Annotated in this window: 23 protein-coding genes, 7 tRNA genes and 3 pseudogenes; 11 read left to right on the top strand and 22 right to left on the bottom strand. The window is 58.3% G+C overall.

The features are described from left to right. Positions 1–15: 15 nt before the first annotated feature. The 4 genes from ruvA to LG376_RS08860 form a co-directional block, all read right to left on the bottom strand. The gene (gene ruvA / locus LG376_RS08875; RefSeq protein ID WP_225746876.1) at positions 16–633 is read right to left on the bottom strand and encodes a Holliday junction branch migration protein RuvA; all 618 of its coding nucleotides are present in this window, start codon (positions 631–633) and stop codon (positions 16–18) included. Positions 634–667: 34 nt separating this feature from the next. Continuing rightward, positions 668–1,234: a crossover junction endodeoxyribonuclease RuvC gene (gene ruvC / locus LG376_RS08870; RefSeq protein ID WP_198493156.1), complete on the bottom strand. Its 567-nt coding sequence runs from the start codon at positions 1,232–1,234 to the stop codon at positions 668–670. Between the two features lie 179 nt (positions 1,235–1,413). Beyond that, complete coding sequence (locus LG376_RS08865; RefSeq protein ID WP_005324988.1) at positions 1,414–2,169, bottom strand: YebC/PmpR family DNA-binding transcriptional regulator; 756 nt, start codon at positions 2,167–2,169, stop codon at positions 1,414–1,416. Positions 2,170–2,262: 93 nt separating this feature from the next. Then, the gene (locus tag LG376_RS08860) at positions 2,263–3,135 is read right to left on the bottom strand and encodes an acyl-CoA thioesterase II (protein ID WP_225746875.1); all 873 of its coding nucleotides are present in this window, start codon (positions 3,133–3,135) and stop codon (positions 2,263–2,265) included. A 180-nt stretch (positions 3,136–3,315) separates the two neighbouring features. On the opposite strand from LG376_RS08860, the gene LG376_RS08855 reads away from it, so the two are divergent. Then, positions 3,316–4,656, top strand: a complete 1,341-nt coding sequence (locus tag LG376_RS08855) for a DUF2029 domain-containing protein (protein ID WP_225746874.1) — start codon at positions 3,316–3,318, stop codon at positions 4,654–4,656. A gap of 21 nt (positions 4,657–4,677) precedes the next feature. On the opposite strand, the gene LG376_RS08850 is transcribed toward LG376_RS08855, so the two are convergent. From LG376_RS08850 to LG376_RS08810, 9 genes are all read right to left on the bottom strand, one after another. Beyond that, the gene (locus LG376_RS08850; RefSeq protein ID WP_225746873.1) at positions 4,678–5,139 is read right to left on the bottom strand and encodes a hypothetical protein; all 462 of its coding nucleotides are present in this window, start codon (positions 5,137–5,139) and stop codon (positions 4,678–4,680) included. Further along, a complete protein-coding gene (locus LG376_RS08845; RefSeq protein WP_049378267.1) occupies positions 5,139–6,242 on the bottom strand; it encodes a glycosyltransferase family 4 protein in 1,104 nt (367 codons plus the stop codon). The genes LG376_RS08850 and LG376_RS08845 overlap by 1 nt, the downstream gene beginning before the upstream one ends. Next, the gene (locus LG376_RS08840; protein WP_225746872.1) at positions 6,242–7,186 is read right to left on the bottom strand and encodes a phosphatidylinositol mannoside acyltransferase; all 945 of its coding nucleotides are present in this window, start codon (positions 7,184–7,186) and stop codon (positions 6,242–6,244) included. Before LG376_RS08840 ends, LG376_RS08845 begins: the two co-directional genes overlap by 1 nt. A 39-nt stretch (positions 7,187–7,225) precedes the next feature. Continuing rightward, entirely contained in the window at positions 7,226–7,831 is a 606-nt protein-coding gene (gene pgsA / locus LG376_RS08835; RefSeq protein WP_049378269.1) for a phosphatidylinositol phosphate synthase, read from the bottom strand. Beyond that, positions 7,824–8,423, bottom strand: coding sequence for an HIT domain-containing protein (locus LG376_RS08830; RefSeq protein WP_049378270.1), 600 nt, complete (start codon positions 8,421–8,423; stop codon positions 7,824–7,826). The genes pgsA and LG376_RS08830 overlap by 8 nt, the downstream gene beginning before the upstream one ends. Further along, positions 8,410–10,473, bottom strand: coding sequence for a threonine--tRNA ligase (thrS, locus tag LG376_RS08825; RefSeq protein WP_225746871.1), 2,064 nt, complete (start codon positions 10,471–10,473; stop codon positions 8,410–8,412). Before thrS ends, LG376_RS08830 begins: the two co-directional genes overlap by 14 nt. Before the next feature lie 77 nt (positions 10,474–10,550). Further along, on the bottom strand, positions 10,551–11,777 hold the full coding sequence (locus tag LG376_RS08820) for a Dyp-type peroxidase (RefSeq protein ID WP_225746870.1): 1,227 nt from the start codon (positions 11,775–11,777) through the stop codon (positions 10,551–10,553). 2 nt (positions 11,778–11,779) lie between these two features. Beyond that, entirely contained in the window at positions 11,780–12,346 is a 567-nt protein-coding gene (locus LG376_RS08815; RefSeq protein WP_225746869.1) for a copper chaperone PCu(A)C, read from the bottom strand. Beyond that, on the bottom strand, positions 12,346–12,912 hold the full coding sequence (locus LG376_RS08810) for a copper resistance protein CopC (protein WP_225746868.1): 567 nt from the start codon (positions 12,910–12,912) through the stop codon (positions 12,346–12,348). The genes LG376_RS08815 and LG376_RS08810 overlap by 1 nt, the downstream gene beginning before the upstream one ends. Positions 12,913–13,545: 633 nt before the next feature. Here LG376_RS08810 and LG376_RS08805 point away from each other — a divergent pair. Continuing rightward, the gene (locus tag LG376_RS08805; protein WP_013887464.1) at positions 13,546–14,724 is read left to right on the top strand and encodes an IS256-like element ISCre1 family transposase; all 1,179 of its coding nucleotides are present in this window, start codon (positions 13,546–13,548) and stop codon (positions 14,722–14,724) included. A gap of 111 nt (positions 14,725–14,835) precedes the next feature. On the opposite strand, the gene LG376_RS08800 is transcribed toward LG376_RS08805, so the two are convergent. The 6 genes from LG376_RS08800 to LG376_RS08775 all read right to left on the bottom strand — a co-directional run bounded on the left by LG376_RS08800 (position 14,836) and on the right by LG376_RS08775 (position 15,461). Further along, positions 14,836–14,908 (bottom strand) — tRNA-Gly (locus tag LG376_RS08800). Between the two features lie 44 nt (positions 14,909–14,952). Then, a tRNA-Val gene (locus tag LG376_RS08795) sits at positions 14,953–15,024 on the bottom strand. A gap of 27 nt (positions 15,025–15,051) precedes the next feature. Continuing rightward, a tRNA-Cys gene (locus LG376_RS08790) sits at positions 15,052–15,122 on the bottom strand. Positions 15,123–15,152: 30 nt separating this feature from the next. Then, positions 15,153–15,228: transfer RNA gene (locus LG376_RS08785), tRNA-Gly, on the bottom strand. A 38-nt stretch (positions 15,229–15,266) separates the two neighbouring features. Next, positions 15,267–15,338 (bottom strand) — tRNA-Val (locus tag LG376_RS08780). A gap of 47 nt (positions 15,339–15,385) precedes the next feature. Then, positions 15,386–15,461: transfer RNA gene (locus LG376_RS08775), tRNA-Gly, on the bottom strand. A gap of 245 nt (positions 15,462–15,706) precedes the next feature. Here LG376_RS08775 and LG376_RS08770 point away from each other — a divergent pair. From LG376_RS08770 to msrB, 5 genes are all read left to right on the top strand, one after another. Continuing rightward, positions 15,707–15,778: transfer RNA gene (locus LG376_RS08770), tRNA-Val, on the top strand. A 73-nt stretch (positions 15,779–15,851) separates the two neighbouring features. Next, positions 15,852–16,754 carry a DMT family transporter gene (locus LG376_RS08765; protein WP_225747376.1) on the top strand — a complete coding sequence of 301 codons (903 nt, stop codon included), beginning with the start codon at positions 15,852–15,854 and terminating at the stop codon, positions 16,752–16,754. A 72-nt stretch (positions 16,755–16,826) separates the two neighbouring features. Then, positions 16,827–17,513 carry a pyrimidine reductase family protein gene (locus LG376_RS08760; protein ID WP_225746867.1) on the top strand — a complete coding sequence of 229 codons (687 nt, stop codon included), beginning with the start codon at positions 16,827–16,829 and terminating at the stop codon, positions 17,511–17,513. A gap of 18 nt (positions 17,514–17,531) precedes the next feature. After that, positions 17,532–18,683, top strand: a complete 1,152-nt coding sequence (locus LG376_RS08755; RefSeq protein ID WP_225746866.1) for a glycosyltransferase family 87 protein — start codon at positions 17,532–17,534, stop codon at positions 18,681–18,683. A 9-nt stretch (positions 18,684–18,692) separates the two neighbouring features. Beyond that, a complete protein-coding gene (gene msrB, locus LG376_RS08750; RefSeq protein ID WP_005328550.1) occupies positions 18,693–19,115 on the top strand; it encodes a peptide-methionine (R)-S-oxide reductase MsrB in 423 nt (140 codons plus the stop codon). A gap of 110 nt (positions 19,116–19,225) precedes the next feature. Here msrB and hemQ read toward each other — a convergent pair whose 3' ends face one another. Then, on the bottom strand, positions 19,226–19,927 hold the full coding sequence (gene hemQ, locus LG376_RS08745) for a hydrogen peroxide-dependent heme synthase (protein WP_204608795.1): 702 nt from the start codon (positions 19,925–19,927) through the stop codon (positions 19,226–19,228). 146 nt (positions 19,928–20,073) lie between these two features. On the opposite strand from hemQ, the gene LG376_RS08740 reads away from it, so the two are divergent. Further along, positions 20,074–20,733, top strand: a complete 660-nt coding sequence (locus LG376_RS08740; protein ID WP_370633377.1) for a DUF3000 domain-containing protein — start codon at positions 20,074–20,076, stop codon at positions 20,731–20,733. 1 nt (position 20,734) lies between these two features. Continuing rightward, a pseudogene (locus LG376_RS08735) lies at positions 20,735–21,133 on the top strand (ribonuclease D); the annotation flags it as partial. Here LG376_RS08735 and LG376_RS08730 read toward each other — a convergent pair. Continuing rightward, positions 21,134–22,353: pseudogene (locus LG376_RS08730) on the bottom strand (IS30-like element IS1513 family transposase). Between the two features lie 19 nt (positions 22,354–22,372). Next, positions 22,373–22,582 (bottom strand): annotated as a pseudogene (locus tag LG376_RS08725) (helix-turn-helix domain-containing protein); the annotation flags it as partial. On the opposite strand from LG376_RS08725, the gene LG376_RS12690 reads away from it, so the two are divergent. Further along, positions 22,529–22,999 carry a cytochrome c3 family protein gene (locus tag LG376_RS12690; RefSeq protein ID WP_370633376.1) on the top strand — a complete coding sequence of 157 codons (471 nt, stop codon included), beginning with the start codon at positions 22,529–22,531 and terminating at the stop codon, positions 22,997–22,999. The pseudogene LG376_RS08725 and the gene LG376_RS12690 overlap by 54 nt on opposite strands. Beyond that, positions 22,968–23,834, top strand: a complete 867-nt coding sequence (locus tag LG376_RS08720; RefSeq protein WP_225746865.1) for an HRDC domain-containing protein — start codon at positions 22,968–22,970, stop codon at positions 23,832–23,834. Before LG376_RS12690 ends, LG376_RS08720 begins: the two co-directional genes overlap by 32 nt. Positions 23,835–23,841 lie beyond the last annotated feature (7 nt).

Raw genomic sequence — 23,841 nt, 5'->3', positions numbered from 1 at the left:
CAGCCTTCCTGCCGGTTATTTCTTCTTGCCCAGCTGCGCCAGCGCCGCACGCAAGAGAGAGGACGTATCGGCATCGGGATTTTCCGCGTAGGCAGATTCCACCACGGGGCGCGCTGCCTTATCGCTAAACCCAAGGCCAACAAGCGCCTCAGTCACGCTTTCAACCACGGCACCACCGGCCGGCGCGATGGCGGTATCAACGGAGCCTGCGGCGGCGGGCTCGCTTGGCGCAAAGGCCGCTACCTTATCTTTCAGCTCCAGAGCCAAGCGTTGGGCCATACGCTTGCCGACGCCCGGGATAGACTGCAGGGCCTTCACATCTTCCGCGCCAATTGCGGCAGCAAGTTCCCCTGCCCCCATGACCGACAGCGCCGCCAGGGCCAGCTTAGGCCCTAGGCCAGACACGGATTGCAGCACTTGGAACATCTCGCGGTCCTCATCAGCGCTGAAGCCATAAAGAGTCAGAGAATCTTCCTTGACCACCAGGTTGGTAAGAACCGTAGCCTGTTCTCCGCGACGCAAGGTGCCCAGTGTTTTTGGGGTAGCCAGAAACTTGTACCCCACGCCTGCACAGTCGATAACCCCATGGTCGAGTCCAATATGGATTACCTCTCCACGCAGTGCAGCAATCATTGGCTTCTTATCCTTCCACTCTCAGTAAAATTCCCTAGCGCTTGTTGCCCTGGCCGCGCACGCCGCTGGTCTTAGCACCAAGCCCGAGCCCGGTATGGTCCATCCGCACAATGGCCGGGGCACGCCAGCAGTGGCACACTGCCAACGCAAGAGCGTCGGCGGCGTCGGCAGGCTTGGGCGGTTCAGTCAACCCCAGAATACGGGTAATCATGGTGGTCATCTGCTTCTTATCTGCGCGTCCGTTCCCTGAGATGGCCTTTTTCACCTCCGACGGGGTGTACATGTACACCGGAATATCGCGTTCAGCCGCAGCCAGCACCAGCACCCCTACGACGTGGGCCGTTTGCATGACTGTGGATACCTGGCCGCGTTCGAAGACGCGCTCGATCGCAACCACATCTGGCGAATAGTCATCCATCCACTCTTTCGCCGCCACCGAAAGGCGCAGGAGGCGCTCCGTCAAGTCCTTATCGCTCGGGGTGCGCACCACGCCGACAGAAACGGGAAGGATTGCTCGGCCACGACCAGCCTGAACCACCGAAAGTCCGCAGCGCGTCAAGCCTGGGTCAATTCCCATCACGCGCATTCCTTCTAGGTTCATCTCTCCCCCATTGTCATGTCGGCACTACCGTGCACTGCCTACCGCCCCATTATGGACTACACACAGGTGTTCTACAAGCGTAGCATCCAGTCAACCCATGGAAAAGCGCCGGCAACGTCTCCTGCGGGCAATCCCCACGGAGCGCTACCGGCGCTAAGATTCGTTCCTGCTAAAGAGGATTAGTCCTCGTTCAGCTCGGCTAGAACCTCATCGGAGAGATCCATATTGGTGTAGACGTTTTGCACATCGTCGGAGTCTTCCAAGGCATCAATGAGGCGGAAAATCTTCTTGGCGTCATTGGCCTCCAGCGGCACCTCGACAGAAGCACGGAAGTCATTGTCGGAGTCATCGACCTCAATATCGGCGTCCTTGAGCGCGTCCTTGACTGCCTGCACATCTGTCGGTGCGCAAACAATCTCAAACTTCTCGCCCTGGTCCTTAACCTCTTCCGCGCCTGCTTCCAGCACGGCCATCAAGACGTCATCCTCCGTCAGCTCGCCTTTTTCTACCAAGACGTAGCCGGTACGGGTGAACATGTAGGCCACAGAGCCGGACTCACCCAGGTTGCCGCCGTTCTTGGACATCGCGGTACGCACGTCGGTCGCCGCACGGTTGCGGTTATCCGTCAGACACTCAATAAGCATAGCTACGCCGTTCGGGCCATAGCCTTCGTACATGATGGTTTCCCAGTCGGCGCCGCCGGCTTCTTCACCGGAACCGCGCTTGCGAGCACGCTCAATATTGTCATTGGGGACGGAGGCCTTCTTGGCCTTCTTGATCATGTCATCAAGGGTTGGGTTAGCCGCTGGGTCACCACCGCCGGTCCGAGCCGCCACTTCGATATTCTTGATCAGCTTGGCAAATTCCTTGCCACGCTTGGCATCGTTGGCAGCCTTCTTATGCTTGGTAGTTGCCCATTTCGAGTGGCCTGACATGTAGTCCCTTTCTAATCGGGTGCTGAAACTGGTGGCAATTATACGTGTGCTGCACGAACGCGTGAAAGCGACCCCCTTATAAGCGGGACATTCTTATACATTGTGCCAATTGCCATGGGCAGAGCCGCTGCCCAAATTTTCATCTAAGTAACGTGTAAGGCCCTCTTGATTTACCAACGCCACCAATTCACCCTGCTCTGTAAAAATTTTGCCACGCGCAACCGCCGTTGCGTTCGACGCCGCGGGTGATACCTGCTCATACAACAACCACTCATCCACGCGGAATGGGCGCAGGAACCATATCGCATGGTCAAGGCTGGCCAATTGCACTTTTTCTCCCTGATGCGGAATAAGGGCCGAGCGAATCAGCGTCATATCTGACATATAAGTCAGCGCAGCGCAGTGAAAGGCAGAATCCGCTGGGAGATGACCTGTGTTGCGGAACCAGATATACCGATAGCCTGCACCGGTGCGCTCTGCAGCCACCGGATCGCGTCCTTCTTCTGGCACGAGGCGAATATCCCATTCCTCCCACTCTTTGAGGATAATCCGGGTGGAGTACGGGGCCCCACCGCCCATCCGAGCTGCCTCCTCGGGCCCTAGTACCTTCGGCGCGGCGTCCTGATGCTGCGGACCATAGTCACCGTCGCGGTGAAAACTAGCCATGAGAGTAAAAAGGAGCACGTCACCTTGGTAGACACGCACCTGCCGATTAGCAAAGGATCTCCCCTCCCGAATGCGTTCGACCCGGATCTCAATTGGCCGGCTCGCATCGCCAGGGCCGACAAAGTAGCCATGCAGGGAGTGGATATCTTTGCCGGACACAGTGCGCTGGGCTGCGGCCACTGCTTGAGCAGTAATCTGCCCGCCGAAGGTACGTTCAATCCGCGACTCCACAGCAGGGCCTTTAAAGACATCTGCCACTTTCGTTTCCTCGACGGCCAGAACCTCGCGAATAGATGCCATCTGCACACTCCCTATGTCCTACATCACTTTCTAGGCAATTACCGTCCACACTACTCACTGGACGAGCCGTCAGTTTGTTTTTCAATTCGTCCCCCACTTCTGGGAGCAAAAGTGGAGGAATTTTCTAGAAGAAACTATGTCCGCTACCGAAGTAGGCGCGCATTGAATAAAGTCTTTTGAGTGAAACGCATCGCTTCTGTTCCAGCAGTATGGATTGGGTGGGTCATCGCCCGCCTCGTCCTTATTTACCTACTCAAGATTAACCACAATCCCAGGGGCGATGTCGCATATTATTTTGCCGGGCTCTTTGGCGATGACCCGACAACGATGACCGAATACCCCCACTCGGGCACGTGGCCCACGGTGCTTTTGGGATGGCTCACCGGCGAGAATATCACCGCATTCTATATCGGCTTCACCATCATGACCTTGCTTGTTGACGCCGCCTTTTTAGCCCTCCTCCTGCGCCACCACCCGACTCAACCGCGCAGTTTCCAGGCCGCCTGGTTCTGGGTCCTCTTCGGCACCGCAGCTGGCCACACCTTTGTGTGGCGTCTCGATATATTCCCCGCCTTAGCCGTGGCCGGGGCAGCTGCACTTCTAGCTACCCGTCCGCTCATCGCCTCAGCGGTACTGGGATTTGCCACCACGATGAAGCTATGGCCAGGAGTCCTCGCTGCCGGCTTGGTGAGCCGCTTCAACAGCTCCGCAACCTGGCAGCGCCTACTCGCGTTTTTCTGCACCATCGTCGCGGTCTGCACCGTCACGATTACTGCCTCTGGCACCGAGCGCCTGCTTTCACCGCTGAATTATCAGGGCGTGCGCGGTCTCCAGTTGGAGTCCATCCCGGCGACGTTCCTGTTGCTGCAGGCACATCGCTCTCCGGGGCGGTGGCACCTGGGCTACGCGCCGTCCAAGAGCTTTGAAATTTCCGGGCCTGGCGTAGATACCGCAATGACGTGGAGCACTATTGCCACCATTGCCATGCTCCTCTTCGCAGTGGGCTGGGCGCTGTACCGCCTGTGCGCCGGCGGATGGACCACCCGCACGACCATGGCGTTTTTTACCGTTATGGTCCTGCTTCTTATCGCGACGAATAAGGTTTTCTCCCCGCAATACATCGTCTGGCTGGGCCCCTTGCTTGCCGTGGTGATCCGCCAGCGCCTGCCGCAAGGATTCGCCTCCCTGCGGAATTTCCAAGCCTTGTTAGCGTCCTGCACCATCATCGCCGCCGTGCTGGGCACCTTGGTCTACCCATTCAACTATGACTACATCTGGAACCACGTGGGCGAGAACATGTTCGCCGTCTACCTATTGGTAGCCCGCAATATCCTCATCGTTGTCATGGCTATCATCGGACTTGTTTGGTTTGCAGTCGAGGTGGCTCTGGCTTCGAAGATCGAGCGGGCAGATGTGCAGCAGCGACAGCCTCCTTCCTCCCCGGCCGATGGCGCGGCTGCTAGCACCGAGGCACAGCCGGTATTCCGTCGCCGACGCGGCCGGCACGCACTTGCCTCCTGAAACTTGAGGTAGATCTGCTGGCTACTCGGCCAGCATATAGTCAAAATATTCCGGCAGTTTTGCGGTGCCGCCCAGATGAAAGAGCCGTACCGCAGGGCGCAAGCGCAGCGCGCGAGTGTCACTGACCGCCTCGTTGTAGAAGCGATGGGCAAGTTGGATGCGGCCCTCGGCGTCGGCAAGCGCGGCAGGGCGACGGTCCGCCGGAAACTCCCTCACTATGGCGGCAGATAGTTCCCGCTCGGCCATCGTGCGTGGTTCGAAATGACCCTGATAGAGCTCGGTAGATTCCGCTCGCTGAGCTATCGCCGCAAGCTCTGGTGCTACGGCCGCTGTCACCGCTGCCCTGCGGTCTAGAGCCGCCTGCAGCTGGGCCAGCGAGGCATCAGTGCGGATGTGCAGTGAGTTAAGCCGCTGGGCGGTAAAAAGCGCCCACAAACCGACGATGATAAGTAGGAAGAGGACTAGAGCAATTTCAATGGCCATCAACGCTTTACTCTCACCTTGGTACCGTCTTGGACAGTCTCATAGACCTGCATCACGGCCGCCGCTACATGGTCCCAGTCATAGGTGCTGGCGCGTTGGACGCCATTGCGCACCAACTGGGCCCGATACTCGGCATCATCAAGTACCTCGTTGAGGACGCGAGCCAAATCCTCGCTGTCTTCATTGCGAAAAAGTGCGCCGGCCACCTCGTCGGAATCGGCATTGCACACCGCACGGAAGGCTTCAAGATCGGAAGCAACGACAGCTGCGCCGGCGGCCATGGCCTCTACCAGCACGATGCCGAAGCTTTCGCCACCGGTATTTGGGGCCACGTAGACATCGGCACGGCCCAGGATTTCTGCCTTTTCGGCGTCGCTGACCCGGCCTACAAAATCCACACTCTCGACCTCGCGGGCGCGGCCGCCGCCCATGATGGTCACGCGGATATCGTGGTGTACTTGGCGGAGCGCGCTCAGCAGGATATCGAGGCCCTTGCGCGGTTCATCCAAACGTCCCAAGAAGACAACTTCCAGGGGATCGCCAGAGGCTTTGGCCGGGCTGCGGCGCCGAGCCTGGGCGTAGACCGACGTATCCACGCCGTTGGGAATGAGGACCGGGTCTCCGCCCAATTGCTCCACCTGCCACCGCCGCGCCATGTCGGATACCGCGATGCCACCCCGGATCTTTTCCAAGAAGGGAACGAGGAAAGGTTTGGCCAGGGTCAGCACCAGGGAGCTAGACGCAGAAGCGTGATACGTCGCCACCAGTGGGCCTTGGGCCACGGCCAACGCGGTCATGGAAAAGCTCGGGGAGTTCGGCTCATGGATGTGCAAGACATCGAAGTCGCCCTCCTTGATGAATTGCTTTACCTTGCGTGTTACATGGGGCCCCACGGACAGGCGCGCCACCGACCCGTTGTACGCGATGGGGAAAGCCGGCCCTCCCTTGACTACGAAATCCGGGAGCTGGGTGGATTCCGCAGCGGGGCCAATGACCTGTACATGGTGCCCTTGCTCAATGAAGACAGTCGCTAGGTCAAGAATATGGGCTTGAACCCCGCCTGGTTCATCGAAAGAGTAGGGGCATACGATTCCTATGCGCACTAGCTCCCCCCTTCCCGCGATGGCCCAGTGTGGCGGGCATTGCGGGCATTTTCGGCCGCCCGCGCTTGCCGACGCCTCTCTATGTCCACATTCCACTGCGGCTGCAACATATGCCAATCCTCCGGGTGGCGGCGGATATTGGCGGCGAAGCCATCGGCCATGCGCTGCGTTGTCTCCTGCAAGTCCGTTACCTCGAGCTCAGGAGACACAGAGAGCCCCCAGCCCTCGCCTGCAAACCAGGAGTGCACCACGTGCAGGGCGGCGCCAGTCTCTAGGGCAAGCTGTGCGGGACCGGCGGCCATATTGGCCTTTTCCCCCATGAAATCCACGGTAACGCCGCTTCGGGTGAGGTCGCGCTCAGCCAGCAGGCAGACCACGCCACCGGTTTCCAGCACCTCTTTGAGACGGGCGAAAGGCGAGGCTTCGCCGCCGGTGAGGGGGAGAACCTCAAAGCCAAGGGTTTCGCGGTAGTCCACAAAGGCGTCGAAAAGCACTGCGGGCTTAAGGCGCTCTGCAACGGTAGTGAACTGGCCATAATGGCCGACGAGGAAGACACCCGCCATATCCCAATTACCGGAATGCGGCAATGCCAAAATGGTGCCGCGGCCGGATTGAGCCGAAGCATCAAAATGCTCAAGGCCTTCCAAGCCGCTGAGCAAGCGCTCATGCAGCCCGGCATCACGGTGGATAGCTGGCAGGCGGAACGCCTCCATCCAATAGCGCGTATAGGAGCGCACGGAATCCCGCACCAACGCGCGGGTAACGTTTTCCGAGCCCACCACTCGCGCTAGGTTGCGGCGCAAGCCCTCCATTCCCCGACCGTTGCCACTTGCGTAGTCCGCACCCCAGCGAAAAAGTGTGCGCGCCATGGGCTCGGGCAGACGGCGCACCACCTTCCACCCCGCGAGGTAACCCGCCGCGGAGAGGTCTTCTCTATCCCACATGGTGTCACAACCTCCTGATTTTAGGTGGTGCAGTACGAGTTACTGCTGCTCTTGGCGGGCAGCAATAACCAAACGCTGGCACACGGTGAAGACGGAGCCAACGGCCAAGATCCACAGCGCTACCTCAATGGCATGCGGTACTCCCAAGCCTTCGAGGCCGATGCCGCCCAAGCCCAAAATAAGCCGCTCGGGACGCTCAATCAGGCCGCCGACCATCTTGAATCCGGACGCTTCTCCCCTAGCCTTGATATAGGAAATGACCTGAGAACATACCAAGGTGACAAAGCACGCAATAACCGTGATGCGGGAAGAATCCGCAGAATAAATCAGCCACCAGGCAATAGCACTGAACAAGGCACCGTCGGTGATGCGATCACAGGACGCATCCAAGGTCGCACCAAAGGCAGTAGCCTTGCCGGTCAAGCGCGCCATGGTGCCATCGAGCATGTCGAAAGCGGCGAAGAGGCCGGACAAAACGGCAGCGGAAAAAAGGTGGCCGGTAGGAATGAGGATCACCGAAATAGCAATGGTGACTATGGTACCCACAACCGTGACCACATTCGGGGTCAAGCCCAGCTTTAAAAAGGCCTTCGCTATAGGTTCCACCACCACGGCGGCGGGCTTTCGCCCATGCACGCTAAGCACGCGAATCCTCCTCTTCCATCTCGCGCCATCCTTCTGCCAGCACGCGGCGCGTATCCTGCAGAAGCTGCGGTAATACCTTAGTCCCATCGAGGACAGTCATAAAGTTACTATCCCCGGGCCACCTTGGCACCACATGCAGGTGCAGGTGATCTCCCACCGAGCCGCCCGAAGCGCGACCCAGGTTCAGGCCCACATTGATGGCTTCTGGGTGTGAAACCCGCTTGAGCACCCGGACGGCCTTTTGCGCGAAGGCCATCAACTCCTGAGATTCCTCTTGCGTGAGGTTCTCCAGCTGCGATTCCTTGCGATACGGCACCACCATGAGGTGCCCGGCGTTGTACGGAAACAGGTTCAGCAATGCATAGACGGACTTGCCTCGAGCAATGATGAGCCCGTCTTCGTCGCTACCCTGTGGCGCTTCGACGAAGGGGTCCTTAGAACGCTTGGCAATATAGGCCATGCGATAAGGCGCCCATAACCGCTCTAGGCGGTCCGGCTCGCCAGCGCCTGAGTCAACGAAGGTCTCCTCCGCAGCGTGGTTTTCAGCGACGGCGGAGCTGTCGGTTTCGTGTGTCTCTTTAGCGTCGGGCACTGATGAGCTCTTCGGTCGGCTGCTCGTTGTTGCGCTCTGCTACCCATGCGGCGATGAGCTCCACAGCTTCCTTTACCGGCACACCATTGACCTGAGTGCCGTCGAGGAAGCGGAAGGACACGGCATCAGCTTCTACGTCGCGCGCGCCAGCCACCAACATGAACGGAACCTTACCGGTGGTGTGGTTGCGAATCTTCTTCTGCATGCGGTCATCAGAGGTATCCACATCGGCGCGGATACCCTTCTGACGCAGCTGGGCGGCAACCTCTTCGAGGTGCGGGGAGAATTCGTCAGCCACCGGAATGCCCACCACTTGGTGCGGTGCCAGCCATGCTGGGAAGGCGCCGGCGTAGTGCTCCAGCAGGACGCCAAAGAATCGCTCGATGGAGCCGAAGAGCGCACGGTGAATCATGATTGGGCGCTTCTTCGTGCCGTCCGACGCAGTGTATTCCAGCTCGAAGCGCTCCGGCAGGTTGAAGTCCAACTGCACGGTAGACATCTGCCAGGTACGGCCGATGGCGTCGCGAGCCTGCACAGAAATCTTCGGACCGTAGAAGGCTGCACCTGCGAGATCCGGAACCAGCTCCAAGCCGGACTTTTCTGCGACCGACTGCAGGATAGAAGTAGAGCGATCCCAGATCTCATCAGAACCGACGAACTTATTCGGGTCCTTGGTAGAAAGCTCCAGGTAGAAGTCAGACAGTCCGTAGTCCTTCAGCAAAGAAATGATGAAGTCGAGGACCTTGGTCAGCTCCTCTTCCAGCTGCTCTTCGGTGCAGTAGATGTGAGCATCGTCCTGGGTAAAGCCGCGGGCACGGGTCAGGCCGTGGACCACGCCAGACTTTTCGTAACGGTAGACGGTACCGAACTCAAACAGACGCAGCGGGAGCTCGCGGTAGGAACGGCCACGGGATGCAAAAATTAGGTTGTGCATCGGGCAGTTCATGGGCTTGGCGTAGTAGTCCTGCGGTTCCTTGACGGTATTGCCCTCTTCGTCATATTCGCCATCGAGCTGCATCGGCGGGAACATGCCGTCGGCGTAGAAGTCCAGGTGGCCAGACTTCTTGAATAGGTCACCCTTGGTGATATGCGGGGTATTAACAAAGGAGTACCCAGCCTGTACGTGGCGGTTGCGAGAGTGGTTTTCCATCTCCATGCGAACGGTCGCACCATTCGGGTGGAATACCGGGAAGCCGGAGCCAATCTCATCTGGGAAGGAGAAGAGATCTAGTTCCTGACCCAGGCGGCGGTGGTCGCGCTTTTCAGCCTCTTCCACCATGGTTTGGTAGGCCTCCAGCGCCTCCTTGGACTCAAAAGCGGTGCCGTAAATGCGCTGCAGGCCAGCCTTGGACTGGTCACCGCGCCAATAGGCAGCTGAAGAACGGGTCAGCGTGAAAGCCGGGATGTACTTGGTGGTCGGCACGTGCGGTCCGCGGCAGAGATCGAACCACTCTACTTCCACGGTGCGCGGGTTGATGTTGTCATAGTGAGTGAGATCGCCGGAACCGACTTCTGCGGCCTCGTCGGAGTCAGGGTCAACGTTGCCCTTGTCTTGGACCAGCTCGAGCTTGAAAGGCTCCTCGGCGAGGGCCTTTTCCGCTTCCTCCGCGGATTCATAGACGTGGCGTTCGAAGCGCTGGCCGCCCTTGATGATCTTCTTCATACGCTTTTCAATCGCCTTGAGATCTTCCGGTGTGAAAGGCTCGGCGGTCTGGAAATCGAAGTAGAAGCCATTCTCAATGGCCGGGCCGATGCCCAGCTTGGTGCCGGGGAATTCGGCCTGCACGGCCTGGGCCATAACGTGGCCGCAGGAGTGGCGGATGACGGCACGGCCGTCTTCCTCGCTGGCGGCAACCGGGGTAAAGGTGGACTCCGTGTCTGGGGTGTGCGACAAATCAAAGAGAGTGCCGTCCTCACCGCGAACGACTACGACAGCCTCAGGGCCCTTATTAGGAAGGTTGAGCTCTCGCATTGCTGCGCCCACGGCCTGGCCGGCGGGCACGGTGAAGGAATCGTAATTGACCGGTACTGCGGGGATGAGTTCCGCCATAATCGCGCTCCTTTATGCGCTCGTGCGTCGGCGGCATACCTGGCCGCGTCCGCTATTTAAATTTACGGATAGCTATTCTACAACCCTGCATGCTCGCAGAGCGATTTTGCCCACCATGATTCACGCCCATCGGCAGCAAGGGTGCCCGGCGGACAGAAATACATAGCGGAGCCAATATGGGTCAGCCATTCATTCATTAGGTCAGATTCATCCAATCGTTCCTGGATAGGCTCAAATTGTTTGGTGGGATCCTGCTGGTAGCAGATAAAAACCTGCCCAATATTGGATAGCTGCCCGTCCTTGCCATCGGGAGCTAACTCATAGTTATACGGGCGGCGTAGGATGCGCTGCTCTGGGTGGTCAGCGGGCGGGGCGGCCACGGCCATGTGTGAGTTCTTATCGATAACCGGCAGTCCATAGTCATCTACCGCATCGAAGTCCGCAGCGTCGAATTCATCCTTACCGGTAAGTGGGGCACCGGTATCGAGCTTGCGGCCGACAGCGTTCTCGCGGGAAGAGCGATCCAGCTTTTCCCATGTATCCACGTTCATGCGGATGCGGCGTACCACCATCGCCGTTCCCCCATTGGCCCACTGCGGGCCCTTATCGATCCACACCTGGGCCGCGAAGTCCTCCTCGCTGCGCGGGTTAACAGTGCCGTCCTTTTGTCCGAACATATTGCGCGCGGTGGCGCCCTTTTCCTGGCTGCCGTAGGCGTTAATAAAGCCCTGCTGCAACCACTTCACGCTGGCATAGTGCTCACCTGCGCGCACCATGTGCCGCAGGGCGTAGGTATTCATCAGTGGATCATCGCAGCAGATCTGCAAGACGATATCGCTTTGTCCCCACTTGGGCTCCAGCGCATCGCGTTGAAAGGAACGCACATCTCCCAGCCACTGGGGCTTGTCCACTCCGAGCAGGTTAAAAACCTCTTCGCCTAGACCGCAGGTGATAGTTAGATTGGCGGGTTGCTGCACCATCTCCGGCTCTAAAGTGCCCAGCGGCGCCTCCCCCGTACACAGCGCGCGCGCATCCTCGGTCCACAGCTTCATGAGGCTGGCGAACCCCCGCTTGTCGACGTCCCTTTTAAGGTCAAACCCCACCAAATTCAGGTGGGCCTGCGCTGCGGTAGCGATACCCGCTTGATGTTTACCGTCGAATGCCACGAGGGCGTCGGCAAGCGCAGGCCCATCCTGCGCCTGAGCATCCGGGGAAGAGCCCTGATCAGCGCAGCCAGCCAACGCGAAGGCGCTGGTCGATACCGCAGCGCCGGTGAGAAACCCCCTTCTGCTGAATCCAGACATAGCTAGTGTTCGTGTCCCTCCATCTGGTGGTCTTTCATATCGCCGTAGTCCTCATCGCCGGCGGGCATGCTGCGCGTTTGAATCTCGCCCAGATCGAGCTCTTCGCCGCCCTCTAGTTCCACTTTGAGGTCAAGGGATTCGCCGGGAGCGATGTGGTTTTCCATCTCCATGAGCATGAAGTGGTCACCACCAGGTGCCAGCTCGTGGGACTCGCCAGCTTTGACTACCAGCGGACTCGACATTTCCTGCATCTTTCCATCGACAGTCTCATGCATTTGGTTCACCTTGGCATTGAGGCTGGTGGAAAATCCAGTGATGGTGATGTCCTTATCGGAATGGTTGACCAAGGTGCCAAAGATGGCGGTCATGTCCTTGTCCTCATTGGCTCGCACGACAGCGTCCTCAAAGGTCAGTTCTTTAGATTCCGCAGCGGAGGATGTTTTCCCGACACTAGTGGAAGCATCTGCCTTCGACTCGGTGGAGTCATTTTGGTTTTGTGGTGAGCAACCCGCCAGGGCGAGGCCGGCCACAGTCAAGCCCACAAGGGCGATGCTAGAAATCTTGGACATTATTTTTCACCTTCCGAATCAATGCGACGAAACTTGGCAATAAATAGGGCAACTACTGCGGCGATTGCCAAAACACCGCCCACCCCCAGGATGATTTTTAGCGCGGTCGGCAGGCCCTCATCCCCATCCTGGGACGCCGAATCAGCTTCAGCCGCCTCGGTGCTCTCGGTGGAGTCACCCTTGACGGAGAATTCCACTCCCCCGCGGGTAGCGTGTCCGTCCGAAGACGTGATCTGGAAGCCCACCTGGTAATTACCCGGCCCAGGATGGACATCCGCAGGAGTTTCAATGGTGAGATCCCGCTCATGTAGCTTTGGTTCCTGGCTAAAGACTTTTTCACCAGTATCCACGTTGGTCACGGCAAAGGTATTGAAGTCTTCTTTGGGGATACCAGAAAACTCGAGGGTGATTTCCTTCGGAAACTCGTCGAGTTGGTCGCCGTCTTTGACCGAACCGCCAATAACGGAGTCGTGCGCGAATGCGGCAGGCATCGACCCGCCCAGAACCAGTGCTGCAGTGCCGACTGCTGCCGCTGTGCGGCGCAGCCGAGGTACGCGGTAGCCCATATATAGCTCCTTTTGTGTTGAAAATGCACAAGTTGAATTGTCAGACATACTAGCCGCGCGGTTTGCCGGAGCGGCAATCGCGATAAGTAGCGCGTCGAGTCATATGTCGGGCTGTAGTGCGCACAAGTTCCCCGCCTTGAATAAAAAGAGGCATTTATCACTATTTAAGGAATGCCAACTCAATAATTGGAGCTGCCTCCCTCAGCATTCCCCAGCACGCCTACTTTCAAATGCAGGACCAGTCAGCATCAAGGCAGTGACTATCGAAACCGTACCTGCAACGATGAGAGCGCAGGGCCAAATCGCGTTACCGGAATTGCCACCGGTATCCGCCTCCGATAGCCCCACAGCAAATAGTGCGCTTCCTACCAAGAGTGACAGGCAGCCTGAGGCACCCACCAGTAGCGGAACTAAAACATTGCGTGACATCGCTACCCCTTCCACTGTGGCTACTGCAACCAACAGCTGGTCAGGGTTAAGCGACAAAATGTGTGTCCGGAATCGTTGATTTTCATGCTCTGAACTCCGCGTTTGCGGAAAATATATGCTCCAAAAGCATATATTGGCCCTCTCTTGCGAAAATCCCCGGTGTGGCTGCCATGGTGTGCTACGGAGCGGTGGTTCGGTTGCCCAATGCCAAAGAACCGACCACGCTGCCATTGTGGCGGCGATATGAAACGAAACGGCACCACCAGCAACGGGACGACCCGGTGGCGGTGCAAAATCTGCGGTGCTTCACTGACCAAGCAGCGCAGCGATATCACCAACGCAGCCCTATTTCGTGCGTTCATCCAGCACCTGACCGCCGGGACCAGTCTTGCGGCGATCGCCGGCAACATGAGCTGCTCGACACGTACGCTGCAGCGCAAATTCGATGCCTTTTGGCTGGTTGACGTGCCTGACCCGACCATCGGCCATACAGGCAGGGTCTACGACCAGATCTTCATCGACGGCACCTACACCGCAGGTGGCTGTCTGATCGTGGCGGCAACGCTCGACCACGTCATCGCCTGGCACTGGTGCAAACAAGAAACCACACACGACTACAAGCGCCTGCTCGAGCGCATCGAAGCACCGTTGATCGCTGTGATCGACGGTGGCCGAGGAGCCACAAGCGCAATTAAAACGTGCTGGCCAAACACCAAAATCCAACGCTGCCTCGTGCACGCCCAACGCAGAGTACGCCGCTACACCACCTCACGACCACGCACTGATGCTGGCCGCACCATCTACCGACTCGCGCTGAAACTCACCCGCATCACCACCCTGGACGAGGCTGCACAATGGGGTGCACAACTGCAAGAGTTTCACACGCTCTACAAGGATTGGCTCAACGAAAAGACACAGGTCAAAGACCCGAAAACAGCAAAAGACACACTCGTGTGGACCCATGTCAACGTGCGCAAGGCCTACAACAGTCTCAACCACCTGTGGCGCAATGACCTGCTGTTTGTCTACCTCAAGCCCCCGAAAGGTGTGCTCGAGCCGCACCGGATCAAATCCACCACCAACAGTCTTGAAGGCGGCATCAACGCCCAGCTGAAGCTCCTTGCAAGAACTCATCGCGGCAGACGCGGTGAGCACCAACGCAAAATGCTGGATTGGTGGCTGTATCTGAAAACGGAACTGCCTGGCGATCCAATAGAAATCGCCAGACAGTCCAACTGGGGCCAGAACCAACTCGCCAAAGTTACAACCCTGACCCGAAACGAGAACCAAGCCGACTATGAAACAGGACAACCAGCCCTCTACGACAACGGTATCGATACCGAGTACACACACTCAATCGGCATCCAAAAAGGCCACATCTAACCCCGCGACACGCCGATAGCAGACACACATTTTGTCGCTTAACCCGCTGGTCACCCTGCGATCCTAGCTAGACATGCGAAAAGCCACCCTATTTCTAGGGCGGCTGACCTGAGCGGATGACGAGACTCGAACTCGCGACCCTCACCTTGGCAAGGTGATGCGCTACCAACTGCGCTACATCCGCATAACAAACCGGAGTTTGTTGCAGAGTCCCAAAGAGGACTCTCGTGCGCGATACTGGGATTGAACCAGTGACCTCTTCCGTGTCAGGGAAGCGCTCTCCCACTGAGCTAATCGCGCTTAATGCCCGAAGGCATTAAGAAGTTGAGGTGGAAACGGGAATCGAACCCGTGTGCACGGTTTTGCAGACCGTTGCCTCACCACTCGGCCATTCCACCGTGGCGATACCGCCTCACACAATACAGTGTTGGAGCGGATGACGAGACTCGAACTCGCGACCCTCACCTTGGCAAGGTGATGCGCTACCAACTGCGCTACATCCGCATACGAAACCAAGCCCGGTTTCTAGGACAAAGTCCTTGTGCGCGATACTGGGATTGAACCAGTGACCTCTTCCGTGTCAGGGAAGCGCTCTCCCACTGAGCTAATCGCGCGCTATTCATTTAGAATCACTCTTCACAGGCGAACCCTTAGAAAAGCGTGGAGCGGATGACGAGACTCGAACTCGCGACCCTCACCTTGGCAAGGTGATGCGCTACCAACTGCGCTACATCCGCATTGCCCCGCAAACTTTGTACCGTTGCGGTGCGAGAAGAAACATTATCGTGCTCCGCGCCAGTTTCCAAATCCCCAGCCCAGCGGCATTCTTTCCGGCACCCGTTTTTCACATTCGGGCCATCCCAAAACACACTGGTGTGATTCTCCGAAGGCAGTGGACCACAGGCCGCCTCCCTCTGATGTGCACCACTGCCCAGCCAATTAGGTGTTTGAATTTGGTGCGGTGTAGATTTAGCCACCGCAAGGTCCTATAGCTCAGTGGGAGAGCGTTCCGTTCACACCGGAAAGGTCACTGGTTCAATCCCAGTTAGGACCACAATATCCCGCCCACTGCTCCACTCCATAGGGGCTTGGGCGGGTTTCTTTATATGTCTGTAAAGTGTCCCGACGTGTTGTGGATTCTCTTAGGCATTATCGCCGGACTCGTTCTACCCGTTCAGACCCTGGTTAATACGCGCCTTCGCGCGTCTACTGGCACACCGTTTTCCTCTTCGCTCATCTCGTTTGCCGTGGGCACGTTGACGTTGCTTGTCATTGCAACAGCCGTGACCGGCGGCGAGTTTGGCATTTCCCGTGCCTTTGGGGAACCGCTGTGGATTTGGTTCGGTGGTCTGCTCGGCGTGGTTGCGCTTACTGGAAATATCCTGCTATTTCCTCATCTGGGTGCGGTTCAGACCGTAGTCCTTCCCATCGCGGGCCAAATCATGATGGGCCTTGTCATCGACCACTTTGGGCTGTTTGACTCCCCCACTTCCCCACTGTCCCTGGTTCGCGCCCTTGGGGCACTGGTTGTTCTCGGTGGAGTGATTTCTATCGTCGCCAGCCCCGGCGCGCCGACGAAGCTAGAAGACAGCGCTATGGCGTTGTGGCTTTGGCGCCTCGCCGGCTTTGTCTTTGGTTGCTTTACCGCAAGCCAATCCGCCATTAACGGCCACCTTGGTCAGATCACCGGGTCGCCTGTTAGTGCGGCTTTGGTTTCTTTTAGCATTGGCGTTTCCGCGCTGGTAGTGCTCAATATTGCTTTGCGCTGGCACCCTCGCATTGAGCGTCCCGAGGGTAAGGCTAATCCGTGGTGGATGTGGGCAGGCGGCGCCTTGGGAGCCATGTTTGTCTTTGGCAACGCGGCCTTAGTACCACAAATTGGCACTGGGCTTACTGTGGTGGCAACCCTTCTCGGTTCCATGGTGGGGTCCGTGCTCATTGATCGCCTGCGGGGTGCGCGAGTCGCAATGCGCCAGGTAGCCGGCATTGCAGTGATCTTGGTTGGCGTAATACTCATCCGCCTGGTGTAAGCCCCACTCCTGTGGCTATGCCCGGTACTTTGCCGTGCTGGGTATCTGGTGCCTTGACTAGGCTGGGAAGACATGGATATCTCTTCGCTATTGGGCCCCGATTCCGGTGAAGTATTCACCGTCCGCACAAATATGGTCAGCACACTAACTGGATCGGCAACCATGAACCACGTTTCCGAAGCCATGGGAAATGACACTGATGGGCAGCTTTTTGCTGCGCTACGTAACTGGGCAGACGTCGTGCTGGTGGGTGCGCAAACGGTGCGCGCGGAGGACTACTCCGGAGTAGAACCTAACGGGGATGGTTCGCGGCCGGCTCCGATTGCGGTGCCTTCCCGCAGCCTTGAGTTTGATGTCACCTCGGACTTCTTCACGGATTTTACTACCCCTCCCATCATCCTGGTCCCCCATAGCAGCAGGGACGATCAAGAGCTCGCAAAGCGCATTGCGACCGTCGAATCCACAGGCGCGGAAGTCTGCGATGCTGGCGAAGGAACCGTGCAGGACTACATATCCGTCTTGCAGGACCGCGGGTTTAAGCGCGTGCTGTGCGAGGGCGGGCCAGGAATGATAGGGCAGCTGGTAGACATCGATGCCATCGACCAGATGTATTTGACCCTGGACCCACATCTATCTACCGGCGTGGAAACTCCCATGGCGACCTTTAAGGGCGAGCATTCCCATCGCCGCATGCAGTTAGAAAATGTCGCGGCTGATCAGGATGGCACGGTGTTTCTGCGGTATTCCCGCGCCCGCTAGGCCGTAGACTAAGGGGCCGTGAATTCCCGAATCAATGCCGCCGCCTGGCCCGTGGCCATCCTGCTTGTTGTGCATCGCGTTTTCATCATCGCGCGCAATGGCACGCCGACGGATGATTTCACCACCGTGTATAACGCTGTGATACGCATGGCCACTGGCCAGCCGGTCTATGAGCAGGCTTATAACCACGTTGACCCGCTGTACCTGTATACCCCGGGAGCCACGTTGCTGCTCGCACCACTAGCGCACATGGATTTTTCGTTGGCACGGGGACTATTCATCGTCGCCAACGCGGCTGCAATCGTGGCAGCGCTAGCGGTGCTCACCCTTACGGTGGGCCGCACACTTACTTCGGCAGTGTGGCCAGTATCTATCGCTTTGGCCTTTGTCACGGAATCGGTGACCAATACGCTCGCATTTACCAATATCAACGGCATTCTCTTGCTATGCATGGCCGTGTTCTTGTGGTCTTTCTTGCGCGCCGAGCGCACCCCATGGATGGGCTGGGTGGCAGGCGTGGCCATTGGTCTGGCCATTGTCATTAAGCCGCAATTTGCGCCGTTGCTCTTCCTGCCCCTGGTCAAGCTACAATGGCGCAGTCTCGCGACCGGCATCAGCGTACCGGTAGTACTCAACCTACTAGCGTGGCCACTCGTGCCAGACGCTAGCGGCTTTGTGGATAACCTCCTGCCCTACCTCTCAGAAACCCGTGACTATGCCAATTCTTCCTGGGCAGGCTTCCACGCCTACGTTGACTTTGGCGCGGGACTGTATTGGACCATCTGGTTGATATTTGCCGCGCTTTCGGCCGCAGCGATTCTCGGGCTTTTGCGCTGGCGCAACTCCGATCCGACCTTGTGGGCACTGACGACCAGCGGGGCGATCATGGTGGGTATCTTCTTCCTATCTTCCCTTGGCCAACAGTATTACTCCATGTGGTTATTCCCATTGATGTTTACCGTTGTGCTCAAGCGATCGGTTTTCCATTCTGCGGGTGCGTGGTTTGCGGCCTTTCTCTATTTGGCTCCCGTTTCCTGGGCGTCTACAGCGCACCCGGATGCTGGTCGGTGGATGAATTTTTTCACGGCCACGGTGGGATGGGCGCTGCTTATCGTCGCAATTTTCGCTACGGTCGCCGGCTGGTGGCGTGCCGCGCGCAGCACGGTTTAGACTCGGCCCATGACCGATTTCAAGCTCATTGCCGATACCGAATGGCGCCAGCGCTTAAGCCCCGAGGAATACTATGTCCTGCGCGAAGCCGGCACCGAGCCGCCCCACGTAGGCGAGTACACCAATACCACCACCGAGGGGGTCTATTCTTGCCGCGCGTGTGGAACCGAGCTTTTCCGCTCTACGGAAAAGTTTGAGTCCCACTGCGGCTGGCCTTCCTTCTTCTCCCCACTCGCAGGGGACAAAATCATTGAGCGCGAAGACAATTCGCTAGGCATGCGCCGCGTAGAAGTTCTGTGCGCCAACTGCGAGTCTCACCTGGGGCACGTCTTTGAAGGCGAGGGCTACGATACCCCCACCGACTTGCGCTATTGCATCAACTCCATCTGCCTGGACTTGGAGGAAAAGCCGGTAGAAGGTGGCACCGCCTAAGGTGGCATGCACAAGAAAGAGCGCCCCGTCGGCAGCCTAACTTGCAGGCTAGTGACAGGGCGCAACAAAGGGACGTCGCCAAGCAGGGTTACTGCTAGGCGGCGTTTCTTTTAGGGCAGTACTGCAATGAGCTCTGCTACGTCCTTGACGCGGCGGCCGGTGTGGAAGGGAATCTCCTCGCGCACGTGGTGGCGGGCCTCGGTGTAGCGCATCAGGTACATCAGGTCGACGATGCGGTGGAGCTCGTCCGCCTCGAAGGCCAAAATCCACTCATAGTCACCCAGGGCAAAGGCTGGGACGGTATTTGCGCGCACATCGGGGTAGTCGCGCGCCTGCATACCGTGCTCCATGAGGATGCGGCGGCGCTTTTCATCGTCCATGGTGTACCAGTCATAAGAGCGCACGAAGGGGTATACCGAGATCCACTCCTTGGGCTCCTCGCCCATGATGAAGGAGGGTAGGTGGGACTTATTGAACTCTGCTGGACGGTGCAAGGCATTGCCTACCCAGGTCACTTCGCTTACCTGGCCCAGAGTGGTCTCGCGGCGGAAGTCCCCGAAGACCTTTTGCAGGTCAGAGAATTCCTCGGCGTGCCACCAGATCATGAAGTCGGCGGAATCGCGCATAGCCGTGAGGTCGTAAATGCCGCGCACGGTTACCTTTCCGGCTTTTTCCACGCCGGCAAAGAACTCCTGCGCTTGGGCGATGATCTCCGCTCGCTCGGTGCCGAGCGCGCCCGGAATCACCTTAAAAACTGCGTGCTGGGAATATTGCTGAACCGCGTTGAGTTCTTTGTAGTCAAGCTTCGCCATTGTGTTCTCCTTTGCAGAAGCCTCTCGGTTTACGAACATATCCATCATAAGTTGGATATGAAACCTTGTCACTTCTCGGCCGCGAGGAGGACGACACGCCCACGCATCGGCGCGCCTCCCCCAGCTAGAGGCCGCGAAACTATAGCTTGAACGTCGTGAGCAATTCCGAATCGACCACCCCACGCAGCGCCGAGGCCTCCGCCCCTACCCCTTTGCACGGGCAGGCGGAAAGCCACGAGCCAGCTACCCCCGCCGCTTTCACCCAAGCAGTGGAGTCCATGCACGCGGCCGACCTGCGCCCTGAGATAACCCTAGGCTCCATTCGCCCACCGCAACGCCTTGCGCCGTTTAGCCACGCAATCGGCCTCGAAGTGGGAAACGAAGACACCCCAGACATCGTGCCCACCGATGCAGAGGGCGACGCCTTTGGTCGCCTCATCCTGCTCCACGATCCGGGCGCTGAGGAAGCTTGGGAGGGTGCCATGCGCCTTGTGGCGTATATTCAGGCCGATATGGACGACGCCGTAGCCGGCGATCCGCTCTTGCCCGATGTGGCGTGGCAATGGCTCAACGAAGGCTTAGAAAAGGAGGGTGCCGGCCACACCAATTTGGGCGGCACCGTCACTTCCACTGCGTCCGTGCGTTTTGGCGAGATTGGCGGCCCACCGCGCGCCTATCAAATCGAAATGCGTGCTTCGTGGACTGCCGAAGGCCTCGACCTCGCACCCCACGTCCAGGCTTTTGCCCAGGTATTGGCCAACGTTGCCGGACTTCCCCCTGAGGGCGTCACCGAGCTCGGCCGCTAATATGCCAGAATTGCGCAGCCGGCCACTCGAGGGCATCCCGCCGGTTCTTGCCAGCCCGGAGGAATTCACCGCTGCCGCAGCCCGCCTAGCCGCGGGTACGGGCCCCTTTGCCATCGATACCGAGCGCGCCTCCGGCTATCGCTATGATGATCGCGCCTTCGTAGTGCAAATTCGCCGCCGCGGCGCGGGCACGATGCTTTTTGCCCCTGAGGGCCACCGCGAGGAGCTCACGGCCGCCCTTGCCCCAGTGCTCAACGGCACGGTATGGATTCTTCACGCCGCCCATTCGGATTTGCCTTGTCTCGGGTGGCTCGGTCTTTTTCCTGGCTCCATCTTTGACACGGAACTGGCGGCGCGGCTCGCGGGATTTGAACGGCCCAATCTGGGCACTATGGCGGAATCAAGCGGTGGATGCGCCACGCTTGAATAGTTCGTTAAGTATTTCACGTGGGGTTGCGCCGCCGAGGATTTGTCGGGGTGTTTCGTTGAGCTCATTTTGCACCCACGCGACATGTTCGGGTGTGACGGTGGCAAAGTCGGTGCCCTTTTTGTAGAACCTGCGCCTGATCTCGCCGTTGGTGTTCTCGTTGGTTGGTCTCTGCCACGGTGAGTGCGGTTCACAGAAAAACACCTGGCAGCCGTCTTTAATCTGGACTTGTGCTGTGACAGCCATTTCTGCGCCTTGGTCCCATGTGATGGTCTTTAGCTGCTCGGTGTTGAGGTCTTTGACCATGTCCTGCAGGGTTGCGACCACGGTGTGTGAACTGTGCTCATCGGGAAGGTGTCCAAGCAGGGTGTAACGGCTGGTGCGCTCTACTAGGGTAATCAGCGCGCTTTTGCCACCTTTACCAATAACAAGGTCGCCCTCCCAGTGCCCGGGAATAGCCCTGTCATCAGCTTCCGGGCTGCGGTGGGTGATCTCAGCACCTTTGATCCAAGGGCGACCGGTTAACACGCCAGCGTTTCGGGCACGACGCTTGCGTGTTGAGCCGCCGCGGATAAGTACGTCTTTAGTCTTCATGACTTCTTCAAGCTCGGCTCGCAGGCTGCCTTTGCCTTGAATGTATAAGGCACTGTAGATCGCTTCGTGGGAAATACGCATGCTTTCATCATCGCTGAAAGCATGCTCAAGCCATGCACTAATGCGCCCAGGTGACCACCTGCGGGCAAGGCAATCGACTACTACACCCCGAAGCGTTGGGCTTTCATCGAGCTTGCGTAGTTTTGGCCGCACCATCCGACCAGCAGTAGAAACAGCAGCGTTGTGGGCGTTATACCGCAGCTGCTCTGTGCCGTCCTCATCGACGATCTTCCAACCATTACGGGTGATTTCACGAGCGACGACACTGTGGTGCCTATTTATTTTCTGCGCGATGGCTCGTGCCGAATCACCGACACGACATCCCGCTTCAATAGCAACACGGTCTTCAACAGTAAGCCTGCGACCACGCCCTACTAAGGCGTGTTTGTCGAATACGCCGCTAGGAAATCCATCAACGGCTTGAGTTTTCATCGGTGCTGGCATAACAGAATCTTTACCCAGCTTCTTGCCTGTATCTGGCAAAGACACCACCGCCTCATCAGGCGTTCGACGATGTCGCTGCCGGCGTAACTTCGCATACCGCTGCTTCCTTATCCACCCATACACGGTAGAAGGATGCACACCGATAGCATCAGCCACTGTCTGACAGCTCTCACCAGCAAGCACTCGCTCCACGGCCTGGGCACGTTTATCAGGTGACAAGTGGGCGCGTCTAGGCCGCACTTCGATTACACCAGCTTTCTTTAACCTGCTGTGAAGCAAGCCAGTCGATATTCCAACAGTCTGTGCTGCTTGACTGATCGACATACCTGCACGCACCAACCCAACAGCCTCACGGACAAACGGATCACGCAAACGACTCGCACGCCTGCCTGGAGGTTCGACACCTCTTACCCTCAACCAACCGTAAACCGATTCGGGGCCTACACCCACATCACGCGCGACCAGGCTAACTGCCTCGCCTGCCACCACGCGCTCAACAGCAGCATCCTTAACATCCTTCGGAGTCCAACGCGTCACAACTACCTCCCGGTCGAAGTGGCGCATTCACCCCTTGACAGCACGGNCCACATCACGCGCGACCAGGCTAACTGCCTCGCCTGCCACCACGCGCTCAACAGCAGCATCCTTAACATCCTTCGGAGTCCAACGCGTCACAACTACCTCCCGGTCGAAGTGGCGCATTCACCCCTTGACAGCACGTATGGTCGCAGAGCTTTTTGACGTCGAATTGGAAAAGGGCTACGGCGACGCCGACTGGTCCACCCCGCAGCTGAGCGAGGAACTCAAGGCATACGCTGCGCTCGATGTGGAACTGCTCCTCGAGCTAGCCGAAGCCCTGCGCGACATTCTGGCCGAACAAGACAAGATGGACTGGGCTTTAGAGGAATTTTCCGCCATAGTCCAAGAACATTCCGGAGACTTCGCTCCCCAGCCGCACACGTGGCGCGATCTGAAGGGCATCTCCAGTTTGCGCAGCGGCAGCCAGCTCGCTGCTGCTCGAGCGCTGTGGTTTAAGCGTGACGCTATCGCTCGGCGCACGGACACTGCGCCCGGCCGGGTATTAGCGAATAAGACGCTGGTAGAAATTGCGCGCGCCCTTCCCACCACCGCCAGCGATCTTACCCGAGTCAAGGGATTTCCCCGCCGGCGCAAGGGCGCGACCGCCCGGTGGCTGGCTGTGCTTCACCAGGCGCGCGCCGTTCCCCCGCAGCAGCGGCCTCGCGTCCATCGCGCCCCACAACCGGTTCCTTCCAAAACCATCTGGGCCAAGGACTACCCGGACCTATGGGAGACATACCAAACTATCCGCGCGGACATCGCCGATCTCGCCACTGAATTCGGTATGCCATCCGAACTCCTCATCCGCCCTGCCGCTTTGCGTGCAGCGGTATGGGCGAAGGTAGGTGTGCGCGCCGATAAGCGCCACCGCGGACCTGATTCAGTCGCCGGCGCCATTCGCCAGCCAGGCGACGTCGCTGCCTTCCTCCGCGCAGAGGGCGCGCGCGAATGGCAAATAGAAATGACCGCCCCGATTATCGTGGACGGTCTTTTCTAGGAATATT

The organism is Corynebacterium sp. Marseille-P4611, assembly GCF_916618765.1.
Lineage (GTDB): Bacteria > Actinomycetota > Actinomycetes > Mycobacteriales > Mycobacteriaceae > Corynebacterium > Corynebacterium marquesiae.
The sequence above is the reverse complement of the archived record's forward strand: the minus strand, read 5'-3'. Positions and strand labels throughout refer to the sequence as shown.